Annotated in this window: 13 protein-coding genes; 2 read left to right on the plus strand and 11 right to left on the minus strand. The window is 69.6% G+C overall.

Annotated elements, in window-relative coordinates:
* Nucleotides 1-6 precede the first annotated feature (6 nt).
* From FDP22_RS11040 to FDP22_RS11055, 4 genes are all read right to left on the minus strand, one after another.
* Complete coding sequence (locus FDP22_RS11040) at nucleotides 7-1,413, minus strand: aminotransferase (protein ID WP_239031750.1); 1,407 nt, start codon at nucleotides 1,411-1,413, stop codon at nucleotides 7-9.
* Nucleotides 1,414-1,485: 72 nt separating this feature from the next.
* Entirely contained in the window at nucleotides 1,486-2,046 is a 561-nt protein-coding gene (locus tag FDP22_RS11045; RefSeq protein WP_138572927.1) for a hypothetical protein, read from the minus strand.
* A gap of 38 nt (nucleotides 2,047-2,084) precedes the next feature.
* On the minus strand, nucleotides 2,085-2,546 hold the full coding sequence (locus FDP22_RS11050; RefSeq protein WP_138572929.1) for a hypothetical protein: 462 nt from the start codon (nucleotides 2,544-2,546) through the stop codon (nucleotides 2,085-2,087).
* A 44-nt stretch (nucleotides 2,547-2,590) separates the two neighbouring features.
* Nucleotides 2,591-3,049 carry a hypothetical protein gene (locus tag FDP22_RS11055; RefSeq protein ID WP_138572931.1) on the minus strand — a complete coding sequence of 153 codons (459 nt, stop codon included), beginning with the start codon at nucleotides 3,047-3,049 and terminating at the stop codon, nucleotides 2,591-2,593.
* Between the two features lie 446 nt (nucleotides 3,050-3,495).
* Between FDP22_RS11055 and FDP22_RS11060 the strand changes: the two genes are divergently transcribed.
* Both FDP22_RS11060 and FDP22_RS11065 read left to right on the plus strand, forming a co-directional pair.
* Entirely contained in the window at nucleotides 3,496-5,031 is a 1,536-nt protein-coding gene (locus FDP22_RS11060; RefSeq protein WP_138573327.1) for a bifunctional metallophosphatase/5'-nucleotidase, read from the plus strand.
* Nucleotides 5,032-5,159: 128 nt separating this feature from the next.
* The gene (locus tag FDP22_RS11065; protein WP_170317662.1) at nucleotides 5,160-5,816 is read left to right on the plus strand and encodes a response regulator; all 657 of its coding nucleotides are present in this window, start codon (nucleotides 5,160-5,162) and stop codon (nucleotides 5,814-5,816) included.
* Nucleotides 5,817-6,004: 188 nt separating this feature from the next.
* Here the strand turns inward: FDP22_RS11065 and FDP22_RS11070 are convergent, their stop codons facing one another.
* The 7 genes from FDP22_RS11070 to FDP22_RS11100 all read right to left on the minus strand — a co-directional run bounded on the left by FDP22_RS11070 (nucleotide 6,005) and on the right by FDP22_RS11100 (nucleotide 12,797).
* On the minus strand, nucleotides 6,005-7,048 hold the full coding sequence (locus FDP22_RS11070; protein ID WP_138572935.1) for a threonine aldolase family protein: 1,044 nt from the start codon (nucleotides 7,046-7,048) through the stop codon (nucleotides 6,005-6,007).
* Nucleotides 7,048-7,500, minus strand: coding sequence for a YcgN family cysteine cluster protein (locus FDP22_RS11075; protein WP_138572937.1), 453 nt, complete (start codon nucleotides 7,498-7,500; stop codon nucleotides 7,048-7,050). The genes FDP22_RS11070 and FDP22_RS11075 overlap by 1 nt, the downstream gene beginning before the upstream one ends.
* 37 nt (nucleotides 7,501-7,537) lie before the next feature.
* A complete protein-coding gene (locus tag FDP22_RS11080) occupies nucleotides 7,538-8,878 on the minus strand; it encodes an MFS transporter (protein ID WP_170317663.1) in 1,341 nt (446 codons plus the stop codon).
* A gap of 61 nt (nucleotides 8,879-8,939) precedes the next feature.
* Nucleotides 8,940-9,716, minus strand: coding sequence for a lysophospholipid acyltransferase family protein (locus FDP22_RS11085; RefSeq protein ID WP_138572941.1), 777 nt, complete (start codon nucleotides 9,714-9,716; stop codon nucleotides 8,940-8,942).
* Nucleotides 9,717-9,778: 62 nt separating this feature from the next.
* Nucleotides 9,779-10,726 (minus strand): bifunctional riboflavin kinase/FAD synthetase, encoded by a 948-nt coding sequence (locus tag FDP22_RS11090; protein ID WP_138572943.1) that lies wholly within the window; start codon nucleotides 10,724-10,726, stop codon nucleotides 9,779-9,781.
* 30 nt (nucleotides 10,727-10,756) lie between these two features.
* Nucleotides 10,757-11,200: a MaoC family dehydratase gene (locus tag FDP22_RS11095; protein ID WP_138572945.1), complete on the minus strand. Its 444-nt coding sequence runs from the start codon at nucleotides 11,198-11,200 to the stop codon at nucleotides 10,757-10,759.
* Between the two features lie 226 nt (nucleotides 11,201-11,426).
* Nucleotides 11,427-12,797 carry an aminotransferase-like domain-containing protein gene (locus FDP22_RS11100; RefSeq protein ID WP_138572947.1) on the minus strand — a complete coding sequence of 457 codons (1,371 nt, stop codon included), beginning with the start codon at nucleotides 12,795-12,797 and terminating at the stop codon, nucleotides 11,427-11,429.
* Between the last annotated feature and the right edge of the window lie 27 nt (nucleotides 12,798-12,824).

A 12,824-nucleotide genomic window follows, 5' to 3' on the forward strand; every position in this document is an offset into this window, starting at 1 on the left:
AGGGGCTCAGCCTTTCACGAAGCCTTCGGCCTTGCCCCAGGCGTAGGTGGCGTCCAGCGCCTCTTCCATCGGGGCGAACATCTCCTCGATCTCGGCCTCGGTGATGATCATCGGCGGGCAGAAGGCCATCGAATCGCCGATGGAGCGCAGGATCACGCCGCGCGCCAGCAGCTCCGTGCCCAGCTTCGCGCCGACCTTGCCGGGCTGCTCGAAGGGGGTCGCGGTTCCGTCCGGCGTGAGCTCGAGCGCGCCCACCAGGCCGAGCGCACGCACCTCGCCGACCAGCGGGTGGTCCTTGTAGGCGTTGAGCTTGGTGGCGAAGAGCGGGGCGATCTTCTTCACCTGGCCGACGATGTCGCGCTCGCGGTAGATGTCGAGCACCTTGGCGCCCACGGCGCAGGACACCGGGTGGCCGCCATAGGTAAAGCCGTGCCCGAAGGTGCCGATGGTGCCGGAGTTGGACTCGATGGCCTCGGCCATGCGCGAGTCCATCGCCACGGCGGAGAGCGGCGCGTAGCCGGCGGTGAGCTGTTTGGCCAGCGACATGGAGTTGCGCGGCATCTCCAGCGTGTCGGAGCCGAACCATTCGCCCGTGCGCCCGAAGCCGGTGATCACCTCGTCCGCGATCATGTGTACGTCATACTTCTTGCACACCGCGGCGATGGCCGGGAAGTAGCCCGCCGGCGGGATGATCACGCCGCCCGCGCCCATCACCGGCTCGGCGATGAAGGCGGCAACCGTCTCCGGGCCCTCGGCGATGATCAGGGCTTCCAGGTCCTCGGCCATGCGCTTCGCGAACTCGGCCTCGGTCTCGCCCGGCTTGCCCTCGCGCCAGAAATGCGGGGTGGACGTGTGCTTGATGCCGTCCACCGGCAGGTCGAAGTCGCGGTGGTTGTAGGGCAGGCCGGTGAGCGAGGCGGAGACGATGGTCACGCCGTGATAGGCCTTCTTGCGGGAGATGATCTTCTTCTTCTCCGGCCGGCCGAGGGCGTTGTTCATGTACCAGACCAGCTTGATCTGGGTGTCGTTCGCCTCGGAGCCGGAAGACTGGTAGATGACCCGGGCCATGTCCGGGGCGAGGTCCTTGATCTTCTCGGCCAGCTCGATCGCCGGCTCGTGCGAGCGGCCGCCGAACAGGTGGTAGTAGGGCAGCTTGCCGTACTGCTCGCGCGCCGCATCCGCGACCTCGGCATCGCCGAAGCCGAGACCGCAACACCACAGGCCGGCCATGCCTTCGATGTATCCCTTGCCAGCCTGGTCGAACACACGCACACCCTCGCCGCGCTCGATCACATGCGCACCGTCGAGGCGCACCTGACGGGCGTTGGTGTAGGGGTGGAGGAGAGCCTCCACGTCACGGGTCTGGGTGTTGGTGAGCTGGTTCATCGCGATGTCCTCTGGAACGGTCCGCATTGCATGCTGATACATCCGTAGCGTGGAAGGGGAGCCATGGTCAATGACGGCTCCCCGCAATCGCATGAGGCATCAGGAGCGAAAGCGGGTCTTGATCATCACCAGCTCGGGCGTGGTGGCGGCATAGGCCTCGCTCCAGGGGGTCGCGGTCTTGCCGCAGGCCAGCGTGGTCCCGTTGATCTCTCCCCGCTCGGCGGTTCCGGTGAACAGGAAGAAATCCGGGTTCCGCACCAGCCGGTCGCCGGCCGTGTCAACCGCCAGCGCGCCGAAGAACTCGTAATCCGGCACACTGCTCCCTTTCCCGGCGCGCGACCATGCTCCGCACACGGCCGCGACGCCGTCCTGCTCGACCACTGCGTAGTAGAAGGTCATGCTGCCACCATCGTTCCAGCTGAAGACATTCCGGTAGGCGTGCACGTCGCTTATCTGCACCGTGCCGCCCGGGGTCGTGGACCCGGCGCAGCCGGCAAGCAGCGCCAGGGCACACAGGGCCGCGCCGCGCAGGCGGCGGGCAGGCCGCGCCTGTGCCCGTGCCTGCGGCGTGGGCGTCCGGGGGGCGGTTCCCGGCACCCCCGCGGTGCAGGGGGCGGCGCGCTGGCCGGTGAAGGCGCAGGAGAGGGGGGATGCCGGCATGGTGTCTCGCAGGGGCTGGAAGGGACAGGGGGGCGGGGTCATTCGACGAAGGTCGTCTGACCCTGCTTGAGGCGCGGGGCGGTGGTGGCGAAGGCGGGCTGCCACGGCACGTCGGAGAAGGCGCAGTTCAGGGTGCGCTCGCCGAGGTTGCCGGGCTCGGTCTTGCCGGTCGCATTGAAGAACTCGATGTTCTGCATCAGCCGCTCGTCGCCGATGTAGACGTACATGGAGCGCAGCATCTGCGGGTAGTGCATGCTGGGCCCGCCGCCGAAGTAGGACCAGGCGCCGCAGACCGCGGTGCGCCCGGCGGTCTCGGTGACGGCGTAGACGATGGTGTAGCTCTCGCCGGTGGTCCAGCGGCCCATGGTGCCATGCGCGTCCACCGACCTGATGTCCACGGTGCCGGCATTCTGGTGCGCCGGCGCGCAGGCCGACAGGGCGGCGAGGGCGGTGAGGCCGAGGGCGGCGGCGCCGCGCGAAAGGGATCGGGGGGTAATCATGGTCACTCCTGATGATCGACTGAAATGGCGGAACAGGCGGCGGCTCAGCCGTTGAAACTGTGCTGGCTGGCGGAGATTTCGGGGCGCTGCGTGGCATAACCCGGCTGCCAGGGCAGCTCGGAGAGCGCGCAGCTCAGCGTGGGCGTGTCGACCGTGCCGGGCTCCGCCACGCCGGTTGCGGTGAAGTAGGAGAGGTTGCTCACCAGCCGGTCGTCGCCCATGTCCACCCGCATCGAGCTGAGCAGCTGGGGATAATGCGTGCTGGTGGCATTGCCGAAGTAGGACCAGGCGCCGCAGACCGCGGCGCGCCCGGAGATCTCGGTGACGGCGTAGATCACGGTGAAGCTCTCGCCGCTGCGCCAGCGCCCCATGTAGGCCCGGGGGCGCACCGTCTCCACCGCCACGGTTCCCGCACGGATGTTCTGCGGGGCGGGGGTGCAGGCGGACAGCAGCGCGAGGGCGGCGCAGGCGACCGCGGCACGAGGCGGGGATATGGCAGGCATGTCCGGTACTCCGGCAGGGGCGGGATGGGGGAGCCGGTCAGGATGGCGATGACGATGACCGGGCCGGCCGCGCGACGGCGGCGGCCCCGGTCCGGCTCCGGGGGAGAAGGCGGTGAGGGGACGCGCCCGACCGCCCGGCGCGCGGCCACGCCGCTCCGGCCCGGGGCCGGGCGCGGCGGAGGGAACGGGAACGCGGCAGGGACATCGAGGGACAGGGCTCCGCAACGGCAGGACCTTCAGAAGACCCGCCGAGGCGGCGCAGGTCAAGTCCGCGTGAACCTGTCGTGACCGGCGCGGCCCCCCCCCCTTGCGGTTGCGCGCGCTTGACCTGAGCCGGGCCCTCGCTCACCATCCCGTTATCCGGCCTGCGGAAGGCCCCGGACGCACACAGGGGAGAATTTGTCTTGAAGCTCGCGAGAACCCTCACGATCGGCTCCGCCATCGCGATGATGGCCGGCATGGCGCATGCGGAGTATCGTCTCACCGTCCTGCACACCAACGACTTCCACTCCCGCTTCGAGCCGATCTCGAAATACGACAGCGGCTGCGGTGAGGAGGACAACACCGCCGGCAAGTGCTTCGGCGGCTCGGCGCGCCTGGCGACGGCCATCGCGGAGCAGCGCGAGGCGACCCCGAACACCCTGCTGGTGGATGGCGGCGACCAGTTCCAGGGCACGCTGTTCTACACCTATTACAAGGGCAAGCTGGCGGCGGAGATGATGAACCGCCTCGGCTATGACGCGATGACCGTGGGCAACCATGAGTTCGACGACGGCCCCGAGGTGCTGCGCGGCTTCATCGACGCGCTCGAGTTTCCCATCCTGATGTCGAACGCCGACATCTCGGCGGAGCCGCAGCTCTCCGACGTGCTGAAGAAGTCGACCGTCATCGAGAAGGACGGGCAGATGATCGGCCTCATCGGCCTCACCCCGCAGGACACCGACGAGCTGGCCTCCCCGGGCCCGAACGTGCATTTCTCCGACCCCTCCGAGGCCGTGCGCGGCGAGGTGGCGAAGCTCGCCGAGATGGGCGTGAACAAGATCATCGTGCTGTCGCATTCCGGCTACAAGGTGGACCAGAAGGTGGCGGCGGAGGTGGATGGGATCGACGTGATCGTCGGCGGCCACACCAACACCTTCCTCTCCAACACCTCCGACAAGGCCGAGGGCCCGTACCCGACCATGGTCAACGGCACGGCCATCGTCTCCGCCTATGCCTACGGCAAGTTCCTCGGCAAGCTCGACGTGGTGTTCGACGATGACGGCAACGTCACCTCCGCCACCGGCGAGCCGCTCATCATGGACGGCAATGTCGTCGAGGACGGGCCGGTGAAGGAGCGCATCGCCGAGGCGGCGAAGCCGCTGGAGGAGATCCGCTCCGAGGTGATCGGCTCCACCGCGGCTCCCATCGACGGCTCGAAGGACAGCTGCCGCATCTCCGAATGCGAGATGGGCGTGCTGGTGGCCGACGCGATGCTCGACCGCGTGAAGGACCAGGGTGTCACCATCGCCATCGCGAACGGCGGCGGCCTGCGCGCCTCCATCGACGCGGGAGAGGTGACGATGGGCGAGGTGCTCACCGTGCTGCCGTTCCAGAACACGCTCGCCACCTTCCAGCTCAAGGGCGCGGACGTGGTCGCGGCGCTGGAGAACGGCGTGAGCCAGGTGGAGGAACTCGCCGGGCGCTTCCCGCAGGTCGCCGGGCTGAAATACACCTGGAACCGCGGCGCGCCCGCCGGCAGCCGCATCAAGTCCGTCATGGTGGCGGATGGCGAGGGCTGGGCCCCGATCGACCCCGAAACCACCTATTCCGTGGTCTCGAACAACTACATGCGCTCGGGCGGCGACGGCTACAAGGTGTTCGCCGAGGACGGCATGAACGCCTATGACTACGGCCCGGGCCTGGAGGAGGTGGTGGCGAAGTTCATCGAGGCCTCCGGCAGCTACAAGCCCTACACCGACGGGCGCATCACCGAGGAGTGACCCGCTCCTCGCCGCCGGGCGGCCCCCGCTGCCCGGCCCCCCTCTTCGGATTTCCTTAACTTCCCCGGGCCTAGAGTCCCCGTGAGGTTGCATTCCGGGAGGGTCCTATGAGGGAAAGTCCAGTTGAGGTGAGCAGGTCTTCCGACCTGCTGGGTATCGGAATGGCGGAGCGGCAGTTGTCCTGCCTGCTGGTGGATGACAGCCGGTTTGATCGCAGGCGCGTGCGCTATGTGGCCGAGCGCAGCGGGATCAACATCGCCTTCCTCGAGGCCACGACGATCGCGGAGGCGCGCACCGCTCTCGATACGCAGCCCATAGACTTCATCCTGCTCGATAATTTCCTGCCGGACGGGCAGGGGCTGGGCCTCGCGCTCGACCTGTCGGAGCGCGGGCTGCCGGTCATCATGCTCAGCGGGCAGGATGAGAACGGCCTCTCCGATGCCGCGATCTGGGCCGGGATGGACCAGTTCGTGCAGAAGGACCGGCTGAGCCCGGAGCTCTTCGCGGAAATGGTGCATGGCCTGGTGGAACGCGGCCGCGCCTCCTTCCCGCCCGAGGCGCTGCCTGAAGCCGCCCAGGACCGGATGCAGGGCTTCGCGCGCGACTGCGTGAGCGAGATGTCGCCCCCCGTGTCGCGGCTCTACACGCTGACGCGCGAGATGCGCAATCAGCTCTCGGGCAATGACCGGGTCACCCAGCACCGGATTCTCGGCGAGATGGAGGAGCTTTGCGGCGCCCTGGCCGACTACCTGACGGACATTCGCAAGAACACCCGTCCGAGCTGATCTCATCCGAGGGGGCGCCCGAATCGCGCCCTCCCACCCTTTTCCGCCACCGGTCCGGGGCACGGCACGCGCTCCGCCACCGGGGGCGGAGCATTCAGGGCTGGTGTTGCCTGCCTGATGCGCCGCCGGGCAGGGCCAGGCCCCGGTGCCGGCACGTGCTGTCTGTCGCGCGGGACGGGGGCGCGACGTCAGAGCGCTGCGAGCAGCGCGTCCACATCCTCGGCCGTGGTCGACCAGTTGCACACCATCCGGCAGGACAGCATTTCGTCATCCGGCCCCTCGAGGGACTGGTTGAACGGCCAGAAGTAGTAATGCGCCCCGGCCTGCTGCGCCCGCTTGTGGCTGGCGCGGGGGAAGGCGGTGAAGATGGCGTTGGCTTGAACCGGGTGCAGCAGCCGGGCCTGCCGGGCGCGCAGCCCCTCGGCCAGCCGGTCGGCGGCGGCATTCGCGCTGGCCGCCAGGCGCAGCCACAGCCCGTCGGTGAGATAGGCGTCCATCTGCGCGGAAAGATAGCGGTGCTTGGAGAACAGGTGGCCGCCGCGCTTGCGCCGCAGTTCGAATTCCCAGGCCTTCTTCGGGTCGAACATCACCACGGCCTCGACGCCCATCAGCCCGTTCTTCGTGCCGCCGAAGGACAGGATGTCCACCCCGGCCTTCCAGGTCAGCTCCGCCGGCGTGCAGCCGAGCCGCACCAGCGCATTGGCGAAGCGCGCGCCGTCCATGTGCACCGGAACGCCCTCGGCATGGGCCATCCCGGCCAGTTCCGCCACTTCGGCCGGCGTGTAGATCGCCCCGTTCTCTGTGGCATTGGTGAGCGACAGCGCGCCCTTCTGCACGTTGTGCACCCCGCCGCGCCCGGTGAAGGACAGCGCGCGGGCGAGGGATTCGGGGGCGATCTTCGCGTCCTTGCCGTCGAGCAGGGTGAGCTTGGCGCCGCCGGTATAGAATTCCGGCGCCGCGCATTCGTCTTCCTCGATATGCGCGTTGCGATGGCAGAACACGGTGGCCCAGGGCGGGCAGAGCATGGCGAGCGACAGCGCGTTGGCCGTGGTGCCGGTGGAGACGAGGTAGACCGCGGCCTCCGGGGCCTCGAAGGCCTCGCGGATCTTCGCGGTCACCCGTGCCATCAGCGGATCGGCTCCGTAGGAGGCGGCGTACCCGGCGTTCGCGGCGGCCAGCGCGGCCATCACTTCGGGGGCCACGGGGCCTGCGTTGTCAGAGCTGAACCACATCAGATGTCTCTCCAGATTATGTGATCTTCCAGGTCGTCCTCGTCCACGTCCCACTCCGGAACGGTGCTGTCGCGCACGGAGTTGCCGGAAAGGAAGGGGCTGTCCGGATCGCCGGTCAGCAGCGGGTGCCAGTAGGGCAGCTTCTCGCCGTAGGAGAGCCGACGGTAGGCGCAGGTCTTCGGCATCCAGTCGCGGATCTGCGGCAGGTTGTCGGGCGAGATCACCACGCAGCCCTTCACCAGGGACTGGCGCAGCGCGTACTGGCTGCAGCGGCAGGTGGAATCGTCGAACAGCCGGCAGGCGACGTCGGTGTAGTGCACCTTGCCCGTCTCCTCGTCCTCGAGCTTGAGAACGCAGCACTTTCCGCAGCCGTCGCACAGCGCTTCCCACTCCTCCGAGGTCATCTCGAGAAGCGGCACGGTGTTCCAGAAGGCGGGGCGAAGCTTGGACATGGCCGTTTCTAAGCCGGATTGCGGTGCGATTCCAGTCTCATCGCTCGGGGGAGGAGAGATCGGGCCCGGCACGGTGGTGGCGCAGGATCACCGCCGCCGCGACAAGCCCCGTGAGGCCGAAGATCACCATCACGTCCTCGCGCGCCAGCCCCGCCGCGACCAGCCCGATCGCCAGCAGCGCGGAGCCCACCATGGAGATCGAATCGACCACGTTCGAGCAGGCCACGAACCGCCCGCGCTCGCCCTCCGGCGAGGTGGCCTGGTAGATCACCGAGAGCGGCACGACGTAGAGCCCCGCGGCCGCAGACATCAGCGTGAAGCCCGTCAGCAGCGGCCAGGCGTCGCCGCGCGCGAGGAAGGCGGCCCCGTCCATCAGCGGCGCGTCGGGCGCGATGTCGGCGCCGTAGCCGGCGAGCCCGGCGCGGAACAGCGCAATGCCGGCGAGGATGCCGAGCGCGCCGAAGGGTGCTGTGCGGTAGCTCACCTCGCCGCGCAGGATGCGGTTGCAGGCCAGCGCCCCCAGCGCCACGCCCACCGAGAAGGTGACCAGCAGCAGCAGGGCCACGTCCTCCGTGCCGTGCAGGTTTTCCTTGGCCAGCGGCGGGATGAAGCTCAGCACCGCCGCGCCGGTGAACCAGAACCAGCCCGAGAGCAGGATGGCGAAGAACGGCTCGGGCGCCCGCGCCCCGTCGCGCAGCGAGCGGACCATGGCGCGCGGCAGCAGCCAGTCCACCTTCGGCGCCGGCCCCAGCGGCGGCACCGGCAGGGCACGCAGCGAGGCCAGCCAGCCGACCAGCGCAATGCCGATCACCGCCAGCGAGGCCACCGTCACCCCGTCCGCCGTGAGCACCAGCTTCGCCCCGGCGATCTGCCCGAGGATGATGGCGAGAAAGGTCGCCGCCTGCACCAGCCCGTTGCCGGCCACCAGCTCGCGCCGGGCAAGGTAGCGCGGCAGCACCGCGTATTTGATCGGCGCGAAGAAGGCGGATTGCGCCCCCATCGCGAACAGCAGCACGAACAGCAGGGTGACGTTCTGGGCGTGGAAGGCGAGGGCGGCGAGCCCCATCAGCACCACCTCGGCGAATTTCACCCAGCGCATCATCACCGCCTTGTCCACCCGGTCGGAGATCAGCCCCGCCGTGGGCGAGATCAGCGCGAAGGGCAGGATGAACAGCGCGGCGGAGACCTGCACCAGCAGGTCCAGTTCCCCCTCCAGCCCGCGCTCGCGCGCCAGCCGCCAGGTGAGCAGCGCCACGAAGGCGGTCTTGAAGCACTGGTCGTTGAAGGCGCCGAGAAACTGCACCCAGAACAGCGGCCAGAAGCGCCTGAGGCGCAGCAGGGCGAACTGGCTGGGCTCCTGCTCCGGGGCATCGGTCATGCGGCGTCTCCTGCGTGTGCGGGCGGTCCCCCTCCCGGAATGGGGTGCGTGGCGGGCGGGGTCAATCCTCGTTCGGCGCCTTCGCGGCGTACAGCGCCCGGGCGCGGGCCGCCCGCTCCGGGCCGGCATGTTCCTCGATCAGCGCCATGGTGGCGGTCTCGATGGTCTCCTCCAGCCGTGCCATGAAGGGCTCCAGCGCCAGGCCCGGCGGGATGGGCGGCAGGAATTCCACGGCGCCCGTGGTGCCCGGGTGCTTTTCCCATTCGCGCCGCGGCCAGATCACGCCCACGGAAAGGGCGACGGGTGTGGCCTCCACCCCCAGCGCGTCATAGATGCGCCAGACGCCGGTGCGGTAGCGCTCGCGCGCGCCGAGGCTCATCAGCGTGCCCTCGGGATAGATGAGCACCGGCCTGCCTTCCGCGTGCACCCGGGCCGCGCCGTCGATCACCGCGGCGCTGCGCCCGGCCGGCGGGCCGGAGACCGGCACGAGGATGTAGCCCAGCCGGCGGATCACCCGGCCCACGAACGGGTAGCCCTCCAGCTCCTGCATGGCGATGGCGCCGGCCTGGGGGAAGAGGGCGAGCAGCGCGATGGCGTCCAGCTCGGACTGGTGTTTCGCCACGATGAGCGCCGGGCCGCCGGGGGGCAGGGCGTCGCGCCCGCGCAGCTCCACCCGGGCGCCGAGAATGAGGCGCACCGCGCCCAGCATGATCCGCGCCCAGAGGCCGAGCAGCCCGCGCAGCCTGCGTGGCCCCACCACGAAGCTGAGCGCCCAGGCGAGGCCGGCCATGGCGAAGGTGAAGCCGTAGAGCCAGAGATTGAACAGCACTGAACGCACACGCGGCCCCTCCCGTCCGGCCGGCGCGGAGGGTGCCCGGTTTTGCCCCGCCTGCCAACCGGTCAGAGTGGCGCGCGCGCGCTCAGCGTGGCGCGGGCCTGCGCGCAGTCCCGGTCCATCTGCGCGATGAGCGCCGGCAGCCCGTCGAAACGCAGCTCCGGGCGTTGGAAATCCACCAGCCCCACGGAGAGTTCGGTGCCGTAGAGATCGCCGGAGAAATCGAACAGGAACACTTCGAGATTCGGCCGGTTCTCGCCGAACATCGGCCGCACGCCCAGCGAGGCGGCGCCGTGGTAGCTGCCGGCATGCGGGCCCTCCAGCACGTCCACCGTCACGGCGTAGACACCGAAGGCCGGAAGGTGCAGCCCGTCGATCGGCAGGTTGGCGGTGGGAAAGCCCAGCTCGCGGCCCCGCGCGTCGCCATGCTCCACCCGCGCCTCGATGCGGTGCCAGTGGCCCAGCATGCGGCGCGCGTCGGCCGGCCGGCCCTCTTCCAGCGCCTGGCGGATGGCGGTGGAGGAGTAATCCGTGTCCCCGTCCGAGACCAGCGGCGCCGCGGTCACGGCGAAGCCCAGCTCCGCGCCCAGGCGCGCCAGCGTCTGGGCGTCTCCGGCCCGGCCGCGCCCGAAGCGGAAGTCCTGCCCGACGACGACATGCGACACGCCGAGGCCCCGCACCAGGATGTCACGGGCGAAATCCTCCGCCGTGAGGCGCGCGAGAGCGGCGTTGAAGGGGAGTTCGTAGAGCAGCCCGACGCCGAGTTTCTGCAGCCGGTGGGCGCGCGCGGCGGGATTCATCAGCCGGAAGGGCGGCGCGTCCGGGGCGAAGAAGCTGCGCGGGTGCGGCTCGAAGGTGACAACACCCGCAGGCACGCCGGCAGCGCGGGCCGCCTCCAGCGCCAGCCCGATCACCGCCTGGTGGCCGAGATGGACGCCGTCGAAATTTCCCATGGCGATCGACGCGCCCCGCTCCGCGGGATCGGTCGTGGCAGTGCTCCGGATGATCCGCATGGCCCCCTGGCGGGGTCGCGGCCCCGTCCTTCAGTCGAACTTGCGGCTCGGCGCCAGAACCAGCGCCTCGCCCTTCAGCACGACCGTATCACCCACGCGGGCCGCACAATCAAGCGTCACCCTGCGGCGGGAGTGATCGATGGCGGTCACTTCCACGGTGGCTTCCACCCGGTCCCCGGGGCGCACGGGGGCGAGGAAGCGCATCGTCTGGCCCAGGTAGACGGTGCCATGGCCGGGAAGCTGCTCGCCGATGACGGCCGAGATCAGCCCGGCGGTGAGCATGCCATGCGCGATGCGGCCCTCGAAGATGGTGTCGCGGGCATAGGCATCGTCCAGGTGGACGGGGTTATGGTCGGTGGATACTTCGGCGAACAGCTCGATGTCGCGGTCGGTCACAACCTTGGCCAGGCTGCGGCGCATGCCGATTTCAATGTCTTCGATGACGATCGTGCCTCGGGGCTGGTTGTCGAGCATGGCCATTTCCTGGTTGCAGTGCAGCGCACAACGCCGGTTCGGACTGCGGTGCGGGAGGCAGCGCGCACGTCCTGCTGATGTTGTTGCAGTGCAACCTAGCGCGGAGGGCCAGGCTTGGCAAGAGGGTCGCGCAAGATAAGCACGCGGTGTGGATTAAAGTCGTAACATTGTTGCGTGTGGAATCGCGCGCCGCCACCCGCGCGCACATGTGCGGCGGGGGTGTGAGTCAGCCCATCCAGGCCTCCTGCTGCAGGGAATTTGCCATGAACATGAGGCCGCGCTGCAGCTCCTCGCGGGTGATGGAGCCGCCGAGGCAGACGCGGACATGCTCATCCGGCGCGCCGCTCACGGTGAACACGTCCGAGGGCATGATGCCGACATGCCGCCCCGCCATGCGGCCCATCAGGTCGGCGCGGCCGGACCCCTTGGGCAGGTTCAGCCAGATGTTGAAGGCGTTCGGGTCGGAGGTGAAGGTGAGCCCCTCCAGCGTCTCCGCCGCGATGGCCTGGCGCGCGGCGCTCTCCGCGCGGATGAAGCGGCGGATGCGTTCGGCCGTGCCGTCCTCGATCCAGTGGGTGGCGAGGGCGGTGGAGATCGGCGAGGGCATCACCGCCGTGGCCCGCAGCGCCTGGGCGAGGTTGAACGCCGCCCGGCCGCTGGGCGCCACCACATAGGCCAGCCGCAGCCCGGCGCCGATGCATTTCGCCAGGCCCCCGATGTGCCAGGTGAGGTCCGGCGCGCTCACCGCCAGCGGCGCCGGCGCGCGGGCGGGGATGAAACCGTAGGCGTCATCCTCGATCAGCGGCAGCCCGTGGCGGTTGAGCACCTCCGAGACGTCCAGCCGCCGGGCGGTGGGCATGGTGAGGGTGGTGGGGTTCTGCAGCGTGGGGTTGAGGTAGAGCGCCTTGGGCCGGTGGGCGCGGATGGCGGCTTCCAGCGCATCGGGCAGGATGCCGCCTGCGTCCATCTCCAGCCCGACGAGCTCGATGCTGAGCCGGCGCGCGATGTTGCGCAGGCCGGGGTAGGTGATGCGCTCGCACAGCACCGTGTCGCCCTGTGCGCAGAGGCTGGAGAGCACCGCGATCATCGTGGCATGGGCACCGGGCGTGACGGCGATTCGCTCCAGCCGCGGCACCATTCCGCGCATCGACAGCCAGGTGGAGGCGGCCTCCTTGTCCTGCTCGCTGCCGATGGGCGACTGGTAGCGCAGCAGCGACACCAGGTTGGCGCCGACATAGCCCAGCCCCTCGCGCATCTTCTCCAGCAGGGCGGGGTCGGTCGGCTCCGGGGGCATGTTCATCGACAGGTCCTCCTCCCCGGCGCGGGCCGGGTCGGGGGCGGTGTCGCCGGCGGACCCGGCGGTCACGAAGGTGCCGCGCCCGACATGGCTGTCCAGCAGCCCGCGGGACTGGGCCTCGGAATAGGCGCGCGAGACGGTGGTGAAATCCACGCCCAGCCGGGCCGCGAGCTTGCGCTGCGGCGGCAGGCGATCGCCGGACTTCAGCGCGCCGGAGCGGATGTCCTCCGCGATCGCGTCGGCGATCAGGATGTAGCGCGGCTTGCCGCTGTCGGGCAGATCTGGCGTCCAGTCGATCAAGGCAGTGACCCTCCTGGGCGGCTTTCT

Origin of the sequence: Paroceanicella profunda, assembly GCF_005887635.2 — a bacterium.
GTDB classification, from domain to species: Bacteria; Pseudomonadota; Alphaproteobacteria; order Rhodobacterales; family Rhodobacteraceae; genus Paroceanicella; species Paroceanicella profunda.

What these genes read in the sequence shown, in the direction of transcription:
- FDP22_RS11040 (WP_239031750.1), bottom strand. Translation starts at nt 1,413, where the DNA reads ATGCGGACCGTTCCAGAGGACATCGCGATGAACCAGCTCACCAACACC.
- FDP22_RS11045 (WP_138572927.1), bottom strand. Translation starts at nt 2,046, where the DNA reads ATGCCGGCATCCCCCCTCTCCTGCGCCTTCACCGGCCAGCGCGCCGCC.
- FDP22_RS11050 (WP_138572929.1), bottom strand. Translation starts at nt 2,546, where the DNA reads ATGATTACCCCCCGATCCCTTTCGCGCGGCGCCGCCGCCCTCGGCCTC.
- FDP22_RS11055 (WP_138572931.1), bottom strand. Translation starts at nt 3,049, where the DNA reads ATGCCTGCCATATCCCCGCCTCGTGCCGCGGTCGCCTGCGCCGCCCTC.
- FDP22_RS11060 (WP_138573327.1), top strand. Translation starts at nt 3,496, where the DNA reads ATGATGGCCGGCATGGCGCATGCGGAGTATCGTCTCACCGTCCTGCAC.
- FDP22_RS11070 (WP_138572935.1), bottom strand. Translation starts at nt 7,048, where the DNA reads ATGTGGTTCAGCTCTGACAACGCAGGCCCCGTGGCCCCCGAAGTGATG.
- FDP22_RS11075 (WP_138572937.1), bottom strand. Translation starts at nt 7,500, where the DNA reads ATGTCCAAGCTTCGCCCCGCCTTCTGGAACACCGTGCCGCTTCTCGAG.
- FDP22_RS11080 (WP_170317663.1), bottom strand. Translation starts at nt 8,878, where the DNA reads ATGACCGATGCCCCGGAGCAGGAGCCCAGCCAGTTCGCCCTGCTGCGC.
- FDP22_RS11090 (WP_138572943.1), bottom strand. Translation starts at nt 10,726, where the DNA reads ATGCGGATCATCCGGAGCACTGCCACGACCGATCCCGCGGAGCGGGGC.
- FDP22_RS11095 (WP_138572945.1), bottom strand. Translation starts at nt 11,200, where the DNA reads ATGCTCGACAACCAGCCCCGAGGCACGATCGTCATCGAAGACATTGAA.